Source organism: Rhodoferax sp. GT1R46 (genome assembly GCF_056521285.1).
Map to the genome: position 1 here is coordinate 84,503 of NZ_JBWMBC010000007.1, position 16,448 is coordinate 100,950.

At 61.1% G+C, this 16,448-nt stretch carries 17 protein-coding genes; 10 read left to right on the plus strand and 7 right to left on the minus strand.

All coding sequences use genetic code 11. The features are described from left to right. The first annotated feature begins 10 nt into the window (after positions 1-10). Positions 11-1,219 (plus strand): phosphoglycerate kinase, encoded by a 1,209-nt coding sequence (locus AC097W_RS15380; protein WP_479603499.1) that lies wholly within the window; start codon positions 11-13, stop codon positions 1,217-1,219. Here AC097W_RS15380 and AC097W_RS15385 read toward each other — a convergent pair whose 3' ends face one another. Together AC097W_RS15385 and AC097W_RS15390 are read right to left on the minus strand one after the other, a co-directional pair. Next, on the minus strand, positions 1,220-2,296 hold the full coding sequence (locus AC097W_RS15385; RefSeq protein ID WP_479603500.1) for a GGDEF domain-containing protein: 1,077 nt from the start codon (positions 2,294-2,296) through the stop codon (positions 1,220-1,222). A gap of 10 nt (positions 2,297-2,306) precedes the next feature. Next, the gene (locus AC097W_RS15390) at positions 2,307-3,296 is read right to left on the minus strand and encodes a diguanylate cyclase (RefSeq protein ID WP_479603501.1); all 990 of its coding nucleotides are present in this window, start codon (positions 3,294-3,296) and stop codon (positions 2,307-2,309) included. Between the two features lie 197 nt (positions 3,297-3,493). Between AC097W_RS15390 and pyk the strand changes: the two genes are divergently transcribed. The 3 genes from pyk to AC097W_RS15405 all read left to right on the plus strand — a co-directional run bounded on the left by pyk (position 3,494) and on the right by AC097W_RS15405 (position 7,117). After that, the gene (pyk, locus tag AC097W_RS15395) at positions 3,494-4,927 is read left to right on the plus strand and encodes a pyruvate kinase (RefSeq protein WP_479603502.1); all 1,434 of its coding nucleotides are present in this window, start codon (positions 3,494-3,496) and stop codon (positions 4,925-4,927) included. 92 nt (positions 4,928-5,019) lie between these two features. Further along, positions 5,020-6,084: a class II fructose-bisphosphate aldolase gene (gene fba / locus AC097W_RS15400; RefSeq protein WP_479603503.1), complete on the plus strand. Its 1,065-nt coding sequence runs from the start codon at positions 5,020-5,022 to the stop codon at positions 6,082-6,084. A gap of 124 nt (positions 6,085-6,208) precedes the next feature. After that, positions 6,209-7,117, plus strand: coding sequence for a phosphoribosylaminoimidazolesuccinocarboxamide synthase (locus AC097W_RS15405; RefSeq protein WP_479603504.1), 909 nt, complete (start codon positions 6,209-6,211; stop codon positions 7,115-7,117). Between the two features lie 269 nt (positions 7,118-7,386). Here AC097W_RS15405 and AC097W_RS15410 read toward each other — a convergent pair whose 3' ends face one another. From AC097W_RS15410 to AC097W_RS15420, 3 genes are read right to left on the minus strand one after another with little or no spacing between them, the layout of a single operon-like run. Further along, complete coding sequence (locus tag AC097W_RS15410) at positions 7,387-7,587, minus strand: hypothetical protein (RefSeq protein WP_479603505.1); 201 nt, start codon at positions 7,585-7,587, stop codon at positions 7,387-7,389. Further along, on the minus strand, positions 7,584-8,786 hold the full coding sequence (locus tag AC097W_RS15415) for a multidrug effflux MFS transporter (RefSeq protein WP_479603506.1): 1,203 nt from the start codon (positions 8,784-8,786) through the stop codon (positions 7,584-7,586). The genes AC097W_RS15410 and AC097W_RS15415 overlap by 4 nt, the downstream gene beginning before the upstream one ends. After that, complete coding sequence (locus AC097W_RS15420; RefSeq protein ID WP_479603507.1) at positions 8,783-9,733, minus strand: LysR family transcriptional regulator; 951 nt, start codon at positions 9,731-9,733, stop codon at positions 8,783-8,785. Before AC097W_RS15420 ends, AC097W_RS15415 begins: the two co-directional genes overlap by 4 nt. A gap of 130 nt (positions 9,734-9,863) precedes the next feature. Between AC097W_RS15420 and AC097W_RS15425 the strand changes: the two genes are divergently transcribed. From AC097W_RS15425 to AC097W_RS15435, 3 genes are all read left to right on the plus strand, one after another. Beyond that, on the plus strand, positions 9,864-11,387 hold the full coding sequence (locus AC097W_RS15425; protein WP_479603508.1) for a CoA-acylating methylmalonate-semialdehyde dehydrogenase: 1,524 nt from the start codon (positions 9,864-9,866) through the stop codon (positions 11,385-11,387). Positions 11,388-11,475: 88 nt separating this feature from the next. Then, positions 11,476-12,057, plus strand: a complete 582-nt coding sequence (locus tag AC097W_RS15430; RefSeq protein ID WP_479603509.1) for a DJ-1/PfpI family protein — start codon at positions 11,476-11,478, stop codon at positions 12,055-12,057. 57 nt (positions 12,058-12,114) lie between these two features. Next, on the plus strand, positions 12,115-12,390 hold the full coding sequence (locus AC097W_RS15435; protein ID WP_479603510.1) for a hypothetical protein: 276 nt from the start codon (positions 12,115-12,117) through the stop codon (positions 12,388-12,390). Between the two features lie 6 nt (positions 12,391-12,396). Here AC097W_RS15435 and trxA read toward each other — a convergent pair whose 3' ends face one another. Then, a complete protein-coding gene (trxA, locus tag AC097W_RS15440) occupies positions 12,397-13,353 on the minus strand; it encodes a thioredoxin (RefSeq protein ID WP_479603511.1) in 957 nt (318 codons plus the stop codon). Positions 13,354-13,389: 36 nt separating this feature from the next. On the opposite strand from trxA, the gene purE reads away from it, so the two are divergent. From purE to AC097W_RS15455, 3 genes are read left to right on the plus strand one after another with little or no spacing between them, the layout of a single operon-like run. Further along, the gene (gene purE, locus AC097W_RS15445; protein WP_479603512.1) at positions 13,390-13,884 is read left to right on the plus strand and encodes a 5-(carboxyamino)imidazole ribonucleotide mutase; all 495 of its coding nucleotides are present in this window, start codon (positions 13,390-13,392) and stop codon (positions 13,882-13,884) included. Continuing rightward, the gene (locus AC097W_RS15450; protein WP_479603513.1) at positions 13,881-15,077 is read left to right on the plus strand and encodes a 5-(carboxyamino)imidazole ribonucleotide synthase; all 1,197 of its coding nucleotides are present in this window, start codon (positions 13,881-13,883) and stop codon (positions 15,075-15,077) included. Before purE ends, AC097W_RS15450 begins: the two co-directional genes overlap by 4 nt. Positions 15,078-15,079: 2 nt before the next feature. Next, positions 15,080-16,144 (plus strand): L-threonylcarbamoyladenylate synthase, encoded by a 1,065-nt coding sequence (locus tag AC097W_RS15455; RefSeq protein WP_479603514.1) that lies wholly within the window; start codon positions 15,080-15,082, stop codon positions 16,142-16,144. A gap of 22 nt (positions 16,145-16,166) precedes the next feature. Here AC097W_RS15455 and AC097W_RS15460 read toward each other — a convergent pair whose 3' ends face one another. Continuing rightward, a complete protein-coding gene (locus AC097W_RS15460) occupies positions 16,167-16,439 on the minus strand; it encodes a SemiSWEET transporter (RefSeq protein ID WP_479603515.1) in 273 nt (90 codons plus the stop codon). Positions 16,440-16,448 lie beyond the last annotated feature (9 nt).

The following is a 16,448-nucleotide window of genomic DNA, read 5'->3' on the forward strand; positions in this document are numbered from 1 at the left end:
GAGGTTTTTCATGAACGTCATCCGCTTTTCCGATCTGTGCGCCAGTGGCCAAGTTGCCGGCAAACGTGTTTTCATCCGTGCCGATTTGAACGTGCCGCAAGACGACGCAGGCCATATTACCGAAGACACCCGCATTCGTGCCAGCATCCCCTGCATCCAGATGGCACTGGACGCCGGGGCATCTGTCATGGTGACCTCCCATTTGGGTCGTCCCACCGAAGGCGCTTTCACGCCGGCCGATTCGCTGGCCCCGGTAGCTGCACGCATGGCGGAACTCATGGGGCGTAGCATTCCACTGGTCAGCAATTGGGTTGACGGTGTACTGTTGGATGGGAAAGCGCTGGTCCCCGGTCAACTGGTGCTGTTGGAGAACTGCCGCGTTAACAAGGGCGAGAAAAAGAACGACGAATCCCTTTCCCGCAAGATGGCCGCCCTGTGCGATATTTTTGTTCACGATGCTTTTGGCACTGCCCACCGCGCCGAGGCTTCTACCTATGGCATTGCCCAGTACGCACCCATTGCCTGCGCCGGACCCCTGCTGGCGGCCGAGATGGATGCCATCTCAAAAGCACTGTTGGCTCCCAAGCGCCCACTGGTGGCGATTGTGGCGGGGTCCAAGGTGTCCACCAAACTGACCATCTTGAAGAGCCTGGCCGACAAAGTGGACCAGTTGATCGTGGGTGGCGGCATTGCCAACACCTTCATGCTGGCTGCGGGTCTGAATATTGGTAAAAGCCTGGCCGAACCGGGATTGCTGGAGGAAGCCCGCGCAGTCATGGAGGCCATGAAGGCCCGCGGCGCTGCGGTGCCCATTCCGACCGACGTGGTGACTGCCAAGACCTTTTCTGCTGACACCCCTGCAACCATCAAGGCGGCAACCGATGTGGCTGATGACGACCTGATTCTGGACATTGGCCCGCAAACTGCGCAAGCGTTGGCACATCAGCTCAAGTCGGCTGGCACCATTGTGTGGAACGGCCCTGTGGGCGTATTCGAGTTTGCCGCATTTGAAAACGGAACCAAGGTGATTGCACATGCCATTGCCGAGTCCAGCGCTTTCTCCATTGCCGGCGGCGGCGACACGCTGGCCGCGATCGCCAAGTATGGGATCGAGGAGCAGGTGAGCTACATCTCTACCGGCGGAGGCGCATTTCTGGAGGTTCTGGAAGGTAAAACCCTGCCGGCCTTTGAGGTGCTGTCTCGCCGCGCAGCGGGCTGATCAGAAGAGTTCGACCTCGCCGACCTTCAGGTCGGTCGTGAGGAGCCCCCTGCGAAGCAGGTCTGCCTCGCTGCAAACTTGATTGCGACCATGGTGCTTGGCATAGTAGACAGCGCGGTCGGCCCGCTCGCAGGCGGCGGCGGGAGAGTCTCCCGCCACGATCTCGGTCAGGCCAAGACTGGCAGTGATGTGCCCCGCTTGTGGAAACGCGTAATTGGCCATGGCGACGCGAAAACGTTCCATGGCAACGACTGCTGCGTCGTGGTCGTTGCAGCGCAAGACCACCACAAATTCTTCCCCGCCAAAACGGTAAACGCGGTCGTAGGCCCGAAAAGATGTTTTGAGGATTCGGGCGACCAGGATCAGGACTTCATCGCCAATCAGATGGCCGTAATTGTCATTGACCTGTTTGAAATGGTCTATGTCAACCATCGCCAGCCAGAAACCACTGGCCGGCGTTGCCGCGCGATGCTCTACGGGGGTCGGGGGTTCTTCAGTGGTCTGTGTTGATGAAAGCGACTTGTAAAAAAGGTCGTCGAACGGTTTGCGGTTCCACAACCCGGTCAGTGCGTCGCATTCGCTGTAATCCAGCATGTCGACGATATTGCCATAGAGGGCAATCAGTCGTTGGGCCGCCACTACCTCTGACTTCCCCAAAGGGGCTTCCGACTGCAATTCGACTACCCCCCAGGGGTGGGTCTCTGCGGACAGCATTACGGGAAAGCGTGTCAGTTGGCCCTGTTGGGGCGCCGCAGGTATTGCAACCCGTATTTCTGCGCGGTCCACGCAGCGCAGGCGCTCAGGTTCGCTGTCGATAGGAGTCAGCGCGCTCGGATCGGTTTGCATGGTGTTTGAGACGATCCGGACCTTTTCGCCTGCAACGGCGCACGTCAGCATTTGCCAGAAACGCTGGTTCTCATCCAGGACGAGGCTGTGTATTTCAACCCTGCGCGCGCTGGTTGACTCAATCAATGCCAGCGTAAGACCCCGTAACAGATCATCCCGACTGCGAAGCCCGCTGAGGCGGACCAGGTGGTCAACCAGGTGCGCGGCACGGATTTCTGGCAAGTTGTCCATGACCTCGCCTCTACTCCCCATCGTGAACGGGCACCTGGCTCAGGGCAGAGCCTTGGAGGACGGCACCACATACACGTCCGCGGCCGCTTTGCTTTGCGTTGTAGAGCTGGGTATCGGCCAGTCCGACCAATGCCAAGGCGCCGCCATCGAAGTCCCCAGCCAGGGTAGACAAACCGATGCTGATCGTCACTACTGGGGCTACATCCGAATTCTCATGGGCAATTTCTTGTTCCCGTACCCGGCGCTCCATATTCGTCGCCAGAGCCATTGCGTCGTCAAATTTGGTGTCGGGCAGAATGCAGGCGAACTCTTCGCCTCCATAGCGTGCCACCAGATCAGCAGGCCGCTTCAGGCACGATTTCAGTACTCCGGCAATCTGGCGCAGGCAGTCGTCGCCAGCCTGGTGTCCGTACCGGTCGTTGAATCGCTTGAAAAAATCTACATCCAGCATGATGACGGACAGGGGCAATTTGCTGCGCGCTACGCGCGCCCATTCCACAGACAATTGCTGATCAAAATACCGTCGGTTATATACGCCGGAAAGTCCGTCCAGAAACACCAGTTTTCGCAGCAAATCGGACTGAAATTTAAGAGTGAGATGGGTTTTTACCCGGGCGCGTACTACGGCCGGATTGATCGGCTTGGCGATAAAGTCCACTGCGCCCAGACTCAATCCATGCGTCTCCTGTGCTGCATCCGTATGTGCGGTCACAAAAATGACAGGGATGTTGGCTGTTGCCTCATGGGCCTTGAGTTGTGCGCACACCTCAAAACCGTCCATACCCGGCATGACGATATCCAGAAGCACCAGATCTGGGGGGTTATTCCTGCAAACCGCAAGAGCCTGGGCACCGCTGGTCGCCATGAAGACTTGGTAGTCGCCAGCAAACACCTGGTGCATGACCTGGATATTGATGGGTTGGTCGTCCACCACCAGTAACCTCGGCTTGCCATGGGTGCTGTCCAGCAATGCATCCATTGGCGTGTCGAGAGCGATCATGGAAAAATTGCTGGGTAGAGTTATTGATGCAGAGTTTCCTATTGAACCACACCTTGTGCTGAGGCAGAAGAGGGTTTCCCCGCCCTGCCTTCTCTCCCGGGAAATCAGCACCCAGCGGTACAAGTTGACGCTCGGCTGTAACCTCCTGTTACCGGTATCCATGTGAAAATGACCTCCAAATACAAGGAGACTGATTCATGCCACGTCGCGCTACCAAGATTGTTGCCACCCTGGGCCCCGCTTCGAGTGACCCCGCTTTGCTGGAGCAGATGATTCGTGCCGGTGTCAATGTGGTGCGTCTGAATTTCAGCCACGGCAAGGCGCAGGATCATATTGATCGCGCCAAGTTGGTCCGGGAAGCCGCCCACCGCGCGGGCCGGGAGGTTGCCATCATGGCGGACCTGCAGGGTCCCAAAATTCGCGTGGGCAAGTTTGCCGAGGGCAAGGTATTCCTGGAGCCGGGTCAGAAATTTGTGCTGGACGCGGCTCGTACTGAACTGGGTGACATTGATGCAGTGGGATTGGACTACAAGGCACTGCCGCGTGAGGTCAAGGCTGGCGACGTGCTCTTGCTGAATGACGGGCTGATCGTGATCACGGTGGATGCCGTCAAGGGCGAAGCGGTGCACACCACCGTCAAGCTGGGCGGTGAGCTGTCCAACAACAAAGGCATCAACAAGCAAGGCGGGGGCCTGACCGCACCAGCCCTGACGGCGAAGGATATGGACGACATTCGCACGGCCATGAGCTTTCAGGCCGATTACGTTGCCGTGAGCTTCCCTAAAAACGCCACCGATATGGAAATGGCGCGCCAGCTCTGCAACGTGGCTGCAGCTGAATACAACCACAAGCCGGGTCTGATTGCCAAGATCGAGCGGGCTGAAGCGATACCCCGTCTGGAAGAAATCTTGCTGGCCAGCGATGGCATCATGGTCGCCCGTGGTGACCTGGCCGTGGAGGTAGGTAACGCGCTGGTCCCTGGTCTGCAAAAACGCATGATCAAGCTGGCACGGGAAAACGACCGGTTCGTGATCACCGCGACGCAGATGATGGAATCCATGATCACCAACCCGGTGCCCACCCGCGCAGAAGTGAGCGATGTGGCCAATGCCGTGCTGGACGGTACCGACGCCGTGATGCTGTCTGCCGAGACCGCCGCGGGCAGGTACCCGCTGGAAACCATTGTTGAAATGGCAAAAATTTGCCATGCCGCCGAAGGCCACGAGGACTTCGAAATTGAGGCGGATTTCACTGGAAAAACCTTTAGCCGCATTGATCAGACGATCGCCATGGGGGCGCTCTTCACCGCCCACCACCTGGGCGCCAAAGCCATCGTCGCCATGACCGACAGCGGTTCCACTGCCCTGTGGATGAGCCGGCACTTGATACGTGTGCCCATTTATGCGCTGACATCCAAAGTGGCGACGCAGCGCAGAATGGCGCTTTACCGCAATGTGCGTCCGCTCTTTATTGACACCAGTGCCGACCGTGATACCGCACTGCGCGAAGCCGAGAACCACCTCAAGGCGCGTGGCATCGTCCAGAAGGGTGATGTCTATGCCATTACCTGCGGCGAGCCCATGGGCTCGCCAGGCGGCACCAATATGCTGAAAATCTGCCGGGTGGAGTAAGTGGCGGAGTAAGCCTCGCGTTTTCCCGTGATGTTTAAAATGCGGTAACGGTAAAAATTACCAAGCGGTTACCAACTTCATAGGGATTCATCATGGCACTCGTTTCAATGCGCGAACTGCTGGACCACGCAGCCGTCAATGGCTACGGCATTCCAGCTTTCAACGTCAACAACCTGGAGCAGGTTCAGGCGGTGATGTCGGCGGCCGACGAGGTGGGCGCCCCGGTTATTCTGCAAGCCAGCGCTGGTGCCCGCAAGTACGCGGGCGAACCTTTTATCAAGCATTTGATTCAGGCCGCCATCGAGTCCTATCCCCATATTCCGCTGGTGATGCACCAGGACCACGGGCAGAACCCCGAAGTGTGCCAGGGTGCCATTAATCTGGGCTTCAGCTCGGTGATGATGGACGGCTCCCTGATGGGTGATGGCAAAACCATTGCCAGCTACGAGTACAACGTGGAAGTCACCCGCAAGGTCGTGCAAATGGCCCATGCCACCGGTGTCACGGTGGAAGGTGAACTGGGCTGTCTGGGGTCTCTTGAGACCATGAAGGGCGACAAGGAGGACGGCCACGGCACTGACGCCACCATGACGCGCGAGCAGATGCTGACCGACCCCGAGCAGGCGGCAGATTTTGTCAAACGCACCCAGCTCGACGCCCTAGCCATCGCCATTGGTACCAGCCATGGCGCCTACAAGTTCACGCGCAAGCCCACAGGCGACATTCTGGCGATCGACCGCGTCAAGGAAATCAACCGCCGTTTGCCCAACACCCACCTGGTCATGCACGGCTCCAGCAGCGTTCCGCAAGACTTGCTGGCGATCATCAACCAGTACGGCGGCTCCATGAAAGAGACCTACGGCGTGCCGGTGGAAGAGATCCAGAAGGCCATCCAGTTTGGCGTGCGCAAGATCAATATCGACACCGACATCCGGCTGGCCATGACCGCTGCGGTGCGCAAGTTCCTGTTCGAAAACCCGGACAAGTTCGACATGCGCGATTGGCTCAAGCCCGCCCGCGAGGCAGCCAAGCAAATCTGCAAACAGCGCTATATCCAGTTCGGTTGCGAAGGCCAGGCGGCCAAGATCAAGGGCAACAGTCTGGCCGTGGTGGCCGCACAGTACGCACGAGGCGAATTGGCGCAAACCGTGCAGTGATGGGGCGTCAAGGCTCCCAAAACCTCCGTTCCTTGCGATAATCGGCAGGAATAGTTTCAGGCCCGTTGACTGTTCAGCGGGCCTTTTTCATTGTGGAATCCCGTTTTTGCCCTGATTTGCGATCATGACCTCTACCGTACACACCTCTGCCCTGACCTCCCTGCCCCTGCTTGCCCGTGGCAAGGTCCGTGACAACTATGCCGTGGGAGATGACCGCATCCTGATGGTGGCCAGCGACCGTCTGAGCGCCTTTGATGTCATTATGGGCGAGCCCATCCCCGGCAAAGGCAAGCTGCTCACGCAAATGGCGCTGTTCTGGTTTGACAAGCTCGGCCCCAAGGGTCTGAACCTCTGCCCGATCCACCTGACCGGAGATGCGCCCGAGAGCGTCGTCACACCGGGGGAGTTGCCCCAGGTCGAAGGCCGCTCCATGCTGGTCAAGCGCCTCAAACCCCTTCCTGTGGAGGCTGTGGTGCGCGGCTATCTGGCTGGCAGTGGCTGGAAGGAATACCAGGAAAACAGTGCCGTCTGTGGCGTCAAACTGCCTGCGGGCCTGAAGAACGCCTCCAAGTTGCCCGAGCCCATCTACACCCCGGCTGCCAAGGCGGCGGTGGGCGACCACGACGAGAACATTACGTTTGAGAAAACCGTCGAGATGATTGGTCTGGACCTGGCCACCCGCATTCGCGACATCAGTATTGCCATCTACAAGGCGGCGGCAGAATTTGCGCTGACCAAGGGCATCATCATTGCAGATACCAAATTCGAGTTTGGCCTGGACAAGGACGGCACGCTGACCCTGATGGACGAAGTGCTCACCCCCGACTCGTCGCGCTTCTGGCCGCAGGAAAGTTACCAGGAGGGTACCAACCCGCCCAGCTACGACAAGCAGTTTGTGCGCGACTGGCTGGAGCAGGCCCAAGTAGATGGCAAGCCATGGAGCAAAACCCCACCCGCCCCGCGCGTACCGGATGCGGTAATCGCCAAAACCGCCGCCAAGTACCAGGAAGCGCTGGAGCGACTGACAGCCTGACTGGCGAGGTCTGCGCGGAGAAATGATGCGGAAAGTGGCTTGAGCCCCCGTGTATAGGGCGCAAGCAGCTATAAAAACAGGAGCAAACTCCGGCGCACGAGTGGATGATGTGCCGTGCGCAATGCCGCCGATCAGCGGCGGCCCAACCCTGAAGCCGCTATAGCCGATGAATGAAGCCTGGTCTTGCGACGGGTGAACCTCTTGTCATTCCGTGCAGGCTACGCATGATGGCGCGTCCGCTCAAATTTTCGGTTGCCGAGCCTTCGGTGTTAATCGCCACGTCGTAGAGACTCATGGCCGCTCCGAAGATCACCATCGATGGCAGCAAAAAGTGTCAGCACAGCGCAGCTCGCTGCCGACAGCAGCACCAATGACCGTGTCGCTTCGTCCAGGCTGTATTGCGTCGTGATTGGGTGTTCTGAAGGACGGGCCTCCGGCAGGGCGACTGCAGGCAGATCGGCAATGCTCATCGGACATCTGCCTTCGCGGCTACAGGGTTGCCCAAAGTCCTGACCGTCAGCACAAAGGCGATCACGGCAGAGCTGGCAATGCCGATGACCATCGGGCGCGCGCTTCCATCCACAAACACGCCTACCAGCGCCATGACGGCCGCGCCAGTTACAAACTGCAAGGTACCCATGAGCGCCGATGCGGTGCCTGCAATGGCGCCATGTTCTTCCAGCGCCAGCACCGCTGTAGTGGGCATCACCAGTCCAAGAAAGCCATACCCGACAAACAGCAGGCCCATGAGCACATCCAGTCGGTCTATGCCTGACAGATTCAGCACCAATAGCAGCACCATTACCGTCGCATAGCCGGCAACGGCCACCTTCACCATGGGCACCAGGCCAAAGCGGCCCGCCAGTCGCCCCGTGAGTTGTGACATGCCGATGAATGAGGCCGCGTTCGCCGCAAAAGCGTAGCTGTACTGGCGGGGGGTGAGCCCGTAGTGGTCGATCAGAACGAACGATGAATTGGCGAGGTAGGCAAAAAAGCTGGAGATGCCAAAAGCACCAATCAGCACCAGCCCCATGAAATGGCGGTCGCGCAGCAGCACGCCGTAGCCCGACAATGCGCTACGCACACTGCTGTGGACGCGTTGCGCCGCGGGCCGGGTTTCCGGCAGACTGGTTGCCAGCAAAACCAGACCTAAAGCGGCCGCCACCGTTACGGCCCAAAACACGCTGCGCCAGCCGCTCCATTCGATCAGGAAGCTGCCCATCAGCGGGGCCAGAATAGGTGACACACTGAACACCAACATCAGCAGCGACATGAGGCGCGCCGCATCGTTCCCGGTGTGCAGGTCACGCACCACTGCACGCGGCACCACCATGCCCGCGCATGCTCCCAGGCCCTGCACGAAGCGCAGCATGATCAGGGTGTGAATGTCGGGCGCCAGTGCGCAGCCCACGCTGCCCGCCGCAAACAGCAACAGGCCAAAGACCAGCGGTGCCTTGCGGCCCACCATGTCGGAGACGGGGCCGTAGATGATCTGTCCAACACCCATGGCGACAAAGAATGCCATCAAACTGGCCTGAACGGCACTGACCGACGCGTTCAGGCTCTGCCCGATGGATGGCAGTGCCGGTAAATACATGTCGATGGCAAAGGGGCCAATGGCAGACAGCAAGCCCAACACCAGAGCCGTTCGGAAAAAATGGGACTTCATGACTGGATTCCTGCTTGAAAACCACCGGCCAGCGCCTGGCGAAGATACGCAACAAAGACGGTGGCGGCGCGTGGCACATGGGCCGAGTAAGGGCGAATGGCGTACAACTGCTCCGCGAATGCGCCAACCGGTTTCCATTGCGGCAGCACCTGCACCAGCTTGCCCGTCTGCAGACACGCCTGCGCGGTGAAATCTGGCAGTAACGCGATGCCGAGGTTGGACAAAGCGGCGTCCCGCAACGCTTCACTGTTGTTGGCTGATAACTGCCCGGACACAGGCACCGTTACGCGCTCAGTGGCATGACCGGGTTCGGTCGGCTCGAACGTCCAGGCCGGTCTGTCCTGGGTGCGCGGGTAATGCAGGCAACTGTGGGTGAGCAGGTCATGCGGTGTGGTGGGCACCCCCCTGCGGCGCAGGTAAGCGCGGCTGGCCACCAGCACCGTGCGCGTGGGGCACAGCTCCCAGGCCACATGGGTGTCGGGCGGCGCCGCGGTGTGTCGAATTGCGAGATCAAAGCCTTCGGTGGCCAGCGAACTCAATCGGTCAGACAACTCCAATTCAAGCCGCACTTCAGGGTAGTCACGCAGAAAGTCCGCCAGCCGCGGCACCAGCTGCTGGCGTGCAAATGCCACAGGCGCCGTGACGCGCAGCAGACCGCGTGGTACCCCGGCCAGGTCGCGCACTTCGGCAAAGCTCTGGGCAATCTGCTCGAATGGGGCGCGCGTGTCGTCCACCAGGCGCTGCCCCGCCTCGGTCAGGCGCACACTGCGCGTGGTGCGCTGGACCAGGGGTACGCCCGCGGTGCGCTCCAGCTCGGCAATGTGCTGGCTCATGGCGGCTTTGCTCACGCCCAGCCGGGCGGCAGCGGCGGTGTAGCTGCCTTGCTGCGCCAGCACATTGAGCCAATGCAGGTGGCTCCAGAGGTCATTTATTTTTTGCTCGGTCATTCGTCTATTGTTCACCAAATAAAACAATCAGTTCAGTTGGAAGGTCTTGTACTGTGCCGGCAGTGTCCCTAAACTGCACTCCATTGCCGCAGCTTGCGGACGTTTCATTCACCACACGACGAGACACACCATGACGCATTATTCAGACGCCACCGAAGTCGCCCAATACATCCAGGGCGTGCGCACTGCAGGCTCCAGCACGCGCACCCAACCGGTCTACAACCCCGCGACGGGTGCCGTGGCGCGCCAGATTCGCCTGGGCAATGCAGCAGACGTGAATGCAGCGGTCGCGTCGGCAAAGGCTGCGTTTCCCGCCTGGTCCGACACGCCGCCCATTCGCCGCGCCCGCATCATGTTCAAGTTCCTGGAACTGCTCAACCAGAGCAAGGATGAACTGGCACGCGTCATCACCGCCGAGCATGGCAAGGTGTTTACCGATGCGCAGGGCGAAGTGTCCCGCGGCATTGACATCGTCGAATTTGCCTGCGGCATGCCCCAGCTTTTGAAGGGTGACTTTACCGACCAGGTTTCCACCGGCATCGACAACTGGACCCTGCGCCAGCCCTTGGGCGTGGTGGCTGGCATCACGCCGTTCAACTTCCCGGTCATGGTGCCCATGTGGATGTTCCCGGTGGCCATTGCCGCGGGCAACACCTTCGTGCTCAAGCCCAGCCCGCTGGACCCCAGCGCCAGTCTGATGATTGCGGATCTGTTCAAACAAGCCGGCCTGCCCGACGGTGTGTTCAACGTGGTGCAAGGTGACAAGGAGGCCGTGGATGCCCTGCTGGAGCATCCGGACGTCAAAGCCATCAGCTTTGTCGGCTCCACACCCATCGCCAACCACATCTACGAGACTGGCGCCCACCACGGCAAGCGCGTGCAAGCCCTGGGCGGTGCCAAGAACCACATGGTGGTCATGCCCGACGCCGACATTGACCAGGCGGTGGACGCATTGATTGGCGCAGGATTCGGCTCCGCTGGCGAGCGTTGCATGGCCATCAGCGTGGCCGTTCTGGTGGGGGATGTGGCCGAGCGACTCATGCCCAAGTTGCTGGCACGCACCCAAACCCTCAAGGTGCTCGACGGCATGAACCTGGCTGCTGAAATGGGCCCCATCGTGACCCAGGCGGCGCACGACCGCATCACCGGTTACATCGAGCAGGGCGTCAAAGAAGGCGCCACGCTGCTGGCCGATGGCCGCGTCTTCAACGGCAAATCTGCCGGTGAAGGCTGTGACAGCGGTTTCTGGATGGGCGGCACCTTGTTTGACCACGTCACGCCCGAGATGCGCATCTACAAGGAAGAAATTTTTGGCCCGGTTCTGTCGTGCATGCGCGTGAAAGACCTGGCTGAAGCGGTCGACCTCATCAATGCCCACGAGTTTGGCAACGGCGTAAGCTGCTACACCCGTGACGGCAACGTGGCGCGTGAATTCAGCCGCCGCATTCAGGTGGGCATGGTGGGCATCAACGTGCCAATCCCCGTGCCCATGGCATGGCACGGCTTTGGCGGCTGGAAGAAGAGCCTGTTTGGCGACATGCATGCCTATGGCGAAGAAGGCGTGCGTTTCTACACCAAGCAAAAATCCATCATGCAGCGCTGGCCCGAGAGCATTGGCAAGGGCGCCGAATTTGTAATGCCGACGGCGAAGTAGCCCCGGCGCGATGTAACAACCCAGTACCACCACAAGCGCCCTGCGGCGCTCAAGAATCGGTCTCCCGTTCAACAACCAGGAGACAGAGATGGCAGCCAAAAAGATTCTGATGATTTGTGGTGACTACTGTGAAGACTACGAGACCATGGTGCCCTTTCAGGCACTGCTGGCCGTAGGCCACACGGTGCATGCGGTGTGCCCGGACAAAAAGGCCGGCGACCAGATCAAGACCGCTATTCACGACTTTGAAGGTGCGCAGACCTACAGTGAAAAGCCCGGCCACAACTTCGCACTCAACGCCACATTTGCCGACATCAAGGCTGAAGCCTACGACGCGCTGGTGCTGCCCGGTGGTCGTGGCCCCGAGTACCTGCGCACCTACCCGGCGGTGGTGGCCATGGTCAAACACTTCTTCGACGCCAACAAGCCGGTGGCGGCCATCTGCCACGCGGCGCAATTGCTGGCCGGCGCAGACGTACTCAAGGGCCGCACCTGCTCCGCCTACCCCGCTTGCCGCGTGGAAGTGGAGCGCGCTGGCGGCACCTATGCCGACATTGCCATCGACGGTGCCCACACCGACCGCAACCTGGTAAGCGCCCCCGCATGGCCCGCCCACCCCGCGTGGATAGCCCAGTTTCTGACCGCGCTGGGAACCCAAATCACACATTGACGCCCGCGCCCCGGCGCTGCATGATGGCTGGCCACAAGTACGAGCGGGAGACACACCATGTGCCAGGTTTTTATCAGCGCGGACCCCTATCTGTACGAATGCCGCGTCCGCTCCGTGCGCCTGCACGGGGTGGACAACTTTGTCTCGTTTTTGCGTGTGTGCTGTGGCCGCTATCTGGCGTTGCAACTCTCGGGTGGTATTCCGCAGGACGCCAGCATTCCCGTCAGCAGCCTCAATGCCCAGCGGGTGCTGGATACCGAGCGCTGGCCGCGGGAGGCCTACGCGCCGTTTGAAGTGGTGCCGCGCGACGCGCAGTTGACGCGCGTAGCTTAGGTCCCCTCAGTTCAGTGCCATGCTGAGCTTGCGCCGGTAAGTGGCGACCAGCTGGGCCTGCGGGTCCAGGGTGGCTACCGGCTTGCCGGCAATTTCGATGCCGCCAGCCGTCTTGCCCGCGTCCGCCGGATTCGCCTTGGGTTTGGGTGGAGTCAGCAGTTCCAATATAGCCACATACATCTTGCGCGGCACGGCGTCGCCCCAGGCCTTGTCGCGCATGATGATTTCCAGCAGCTCGTCCATGGCACCGGTCCAGTCGCCGCCCACCATCAAGACGCGGGCTTTGGCCAGACGGGTGTCGAAGTCGCGCTTGTTGGCGGCTATCAATGCGTCAAATTGTTCGGGAGCCCACGCTCCTCTTGCGTCTGCAGTTACAAAATTGATAGCATTCAAGAATTGTCCGAGTGCTTCAAAGCGCAACTGGCGCGGAATTTCGGCCAGTGCCGGGGCCAGCGCGGCCTCTGCATCGTCCAGCATGTCGCTCTCGATGAGCAGCTTCACGTAGTCGTAGCGCGCATCGTCGTTACCGGGGTTGATGCTCAGGGCTTCGTGCAGCTTGTGCAGCGCGGCTTGCGGGTCGCCTGCGGCAATCAGGGCCTGCGCGTCTTCGGCTTCGCTTTGGGCTTCCAGCGCCTCGGGCGATGGCACGTGCTTGTCGAGAAACGCCTTGATTTCACCCTCGGTCTTGGCGCCCATGAAGCCGTCCACCGGCTTGCCGTCGATCAGCAACACGCAGGTGGGAATGCTGCGAATGCCAAAAGCCTGGCCGAGTTCCTGCTGTTCGTCGGAGTCAATCTTGACGAGCTTGAAGCGCCCTTCGTATTCAGTTTCCACCTTTTCCAGCACCGGTCCGATGACCTTGCAGGGGCCACACCAAGGGGCCCAGAAATCGACCAGAACAGGGACCGTGGCAGAGGCGGCAACCACTTCGGCGTCGAAGTTTTCGATAGTGACGTTGATCATTTTGGATAGCTCAAGGCGAAAAAGTAAAATTCAAGGATGACAAACATCCACATCGGCGTCGTCATGGGTTCCAGCTCCGACTGGGACACCATGCAACATGCAGTCCAGATTCTCCAACACTTTGGCGTCCAACACGAAGCGCGGGTGGTATCCGCCCATCGCATGCCCGACGATATGTTTGCCTACGCCGAGGCCGCCGTGGGCCGTGGCCTGCGCGCCATCATCGCCGGAGCGGGGGGCGCCGCCCATTTGCCGGGCATGCTGGCGGCCAAAACCACGGTGCCCGTGCTGGGCGTGCCGGTGCCCAGCAAGCACTTGTCGGGCGTCGACTCGCTGCACAGCATCGTGCAAATGCCCAAGGGTGTGCCGGTAGCCACGTTTGCCATTGGCGCGGCGGGCGCGGCCAACGCGGCGCTGTTTGCGGTGGCCATGCTGGCAGCGGATAACCCGGCCTTGCTGAAGAAGCTGGACGAATACCGCGCGCACCAGACCGAAGTAGCCCGGGGCATGACGGTGCCGCCTGCTTTATGAGCGCAGCCAACGAGATCACGCTCGGCGTGATGGGCGGCGGCCAGCTGGGCCGCATGTTTGTGCACGCCGCGCAGCGCATGGGCTATTTCACCGCCGTGCTGGACCCGGATCCGCTCAGCCCCGCGGGGCGCGTGAGCCACCACCACATTCAGACCGCTTACACCGACCCGGCCGGTTTGCAGCAGCTGGCACAGTTGTGCAGGGCAGTGACCACCGAATTCGAGAATGTGCCCGCCCCCGCACTGGCACAGCTGGCCCAAACCCTGCCGGTGTCACCGAGCGCCAATGCCGTGGGCATTGCGCAGGACCGTGCCCGCGAAAAAGCCCATTTTGAGGACTGCGGCGTGCCGGTTGCCCCGTATGCGGTGATCGAGACGCCCGTGCAGCTCGCAGCCGTAGACGCCGACCTGTTGCCCGGCATTCTCAAGACGGCCCGCATGGGCTACGACGGAAAAGGCCAGATTCGCGTCGCCAGCCGTGCCGCGCTGGAAGCCGCCTGGGCCGAACTCAAGAACGTGCCCTGCGTGCTGGAGAAAATGCTGCCCCTGCAGCTGGAGTGCTCGGTGATCGTGGCGCGCGGCGCGGACGGCGCCTGCGTGAACCTGCCCGTGCAGCGCAACCTGCACCGCGACGGTATTCTGGCGGTGACCGAGGTTTATGAAGGAAATCTGCCTGCAGCCCTCGTGGAACGTGCGGTAGCTGCTGCAAAATCGATAGCAAACGGCCTGCACTACGTGGGCGTTTTGTGCGTCGAATTCTTTGTGCTCGACCCCACTTCACCCGCCGCCCAGGCGCTGGGCGGTCTGGTGGTCAACGAGATGGCTCCGCGCCCCCACAACAGCGGCCACTACAGCATGGACGCCTGCGACGTGTCGCAGTTCGAGCTGCAGGTGCGCACCCTGGCGGGCCTGCCGCTGACCCAGCCGCGCCAGCACAGCCCCAGCATCATGCTCAACCTGCTGGGCGACCTCTGGCCCGGCGTCGGCCTTGGAGGCCAAAACGTTCAAACTACGGGCGAGCCGCCCTGGGCGCAGGTGTTGGCGCTGCCTGGAGTCCATCTGCACCTGTACGGCAAGGCCACAGCCAGCAAGGGACGCAAGATGGGCCACCTGACGGTGACCGGTGCCAGCATCCAGCAGGTGCGCGCGACAGCTCTGCAGGCCGCGAGCCTGCTGGGCATGGAAGCGTTCTAGTCATGATCCTGTCTGCCTCTGCTCCTGAATCCATAGCTGCTTGCGCAGCATCCATAAGGGCTGGTGGCCTGATTGGCTTGCCAACCGAGACGGTCTATGGCCTGGCGGCGGATGCCGGAAGCGACGCTGCGGTCGCCAAAATTTTTGCTGCCAAAGGCCGTCCGGCGGACCACCCGCTGATCGTGCATGTGTCCTCGCAGGACGGCGGCATGGCCGGTGTGGCGCATTTCGCGGCCCAGGTGCCCTCGTTTGCGCAGCAGCTCATGTCGGCGTTCTGGCCCGGCCCGTTGACGCTGATCCTGCCGCGCCGCGAAGGCGTGGGCACCGCCGCCGCTGGTGGGCAAAACTCGATTGGTCTGCGTTGCCCGGCGCACCCGGCGGCGCAAGCCGTGCTGCGCGCCCTGCACGATGCGCCTGAGGGGCAAGCGCCCGTGTGGGGACTGGCCGCGCCCAGCGCCAACCGTTTTGGCCGCGTGAGCCCCACCACGGCGGCGCATGTGGAAAGCGAACTGGGAACCGACCTGCTGATTCTCGACGGCGGCCCTTGCGATCTGGGCATTGAGTCCACCATCATCGACTGCACGCGTGGTGCCCCGGTGTTGCTGCGCCCGGGTTCCATTTCCCGTGCGCAGGTGGAGCAGGCCTGCGGTCGGAAATTGCTATCAAAAGAAGAGCTGGCTGCGCAAGCTGGAAGCGGGTTAAATGGCTTAAACGGTCGACTGGCTCCCAGAGCATCTGGAACACTGGAGTCGCACTACGCGCCCAACGCCAAAGTGCGGCTCATGGACGCCAAAGCACTGCGCACCGCGCTCGACTTGCTGGATGGCGCCATCGACCAGGCGACGAATGCCTCCATTGCCGTCTACGCCCGAACGCCCCTGAAAAAAGTACCACGCCAGATTCTGCTGCGCACCATGCCGCAAGCGGCGGCGGTCACGGCGCACGAACTGTTTTCCGTGCTGCGCGAGCTCGATGCCACCGGCGTCAAACTCATCTGGGTGGAAACCCCGCCCGATACCCTGGAGTGGGAAGGTGTGCGGGACCGGTTGCAGCGGGCATCGGCCTGACGGACGTGTCCACCTGGATCTGCTAATCCTGCGGAGGGGCCTCGTGGTACTTCAGCTTCATAAGCAAAATCGCCGCAGCCAGCGACAAGGTAACCGCATTGGCAATCACCACGGGCCACGCGCCCAGCAGCAATCCATAGACCAGCCAGAGGGCGACGCCCGCCGTGAAGGCGCTGTACATGGTCAGCGAGATGCCGCGCACGTCCTTGGTCTGGAAGGTGTGCAAGGCTTGCGGTACAAAGCTGGCGGTGGTCAGGGTCGCGGCGGCAAAGCCGACCCAATCGGATAGTTGCATGGTGTGTCC